1 protein-coding gene is annotated in these 559 nt (G+C 63.1%); it reads right to left on the bottom strand.

The window, feature by feature from the left end; translation table 11 throughout:
* A partial coding sequence (locus I8746_RS26885; protein ID WP_221101224.1) for an immunoglobulin-like domain-containing protein occupies window positions 1–559 on the bottom strand: 559 nt, incomplete at both ends.

The following is a 559-nucleotide window of genomic DNA, read 5'->3' as shown; positions in this document are numbered from 1 at the left end:
GTCCGGGGCAGTGACGGTGGCAGTGCCGGTTGTACCGTTAGCCGGGATGGTGATGGTGGTTTTGCCATCGTCCAGGGTAAAGGTCAGCGCCGCATGCTTGTCGATCGGCAGACCGTCTTTGTTGGTCAGCGTAATGGTGTAGGTAATCTCGCCGCCTTCGGTGACCGACGGGGTAGCAGTCAGCTTGGCCACGACTTCGTCGGTGGTGTCGGTCACTTGGACCGAAGCCGCACCGCCCAGCTCGAGGTTCTCGAAGGTCGCACCAGTGGCGTCCACCGCCGAGGTGATACCCAGGCTGATCTGGCCAGCGTCCTGGTAGACGTCATCGCCTTGCGCGTCGTGAGTGTATGGCGCACTGGTTTCGCCGGCCTTGATGGTGACCTGGGCATTGTTGCTCAGGGTCACGACCAGGTCGTGGGCCAGGGCGGTGTTGATGTGCACGGTGAAGGTCGGTTTGACGTTCTCGGCCACCGAGGTCTGGTCGGCCGTGATGGTGACCTTGACCAGGTCGCCTTCGTTGCTACCGCCCGGGTTGCCTGGGGTGCCAGGCTCGTCGGTG

It is taken from the genome of Pseudomonas sp. USTB-Z (assembly GCF_019691255.1).
GTDB lineage: Bacteria > Pseudomonadota > Gammaproteobacteria > Pseudomonadales > Pseudomonadaceae > Aquipseudomonas > Aquipseudomonas alloputida.
The sequence above is the reverse complement of the archived record's forward strand: the minus strand, read 5'-3'. Positions and strand labels throughout refer to the sequence as shown.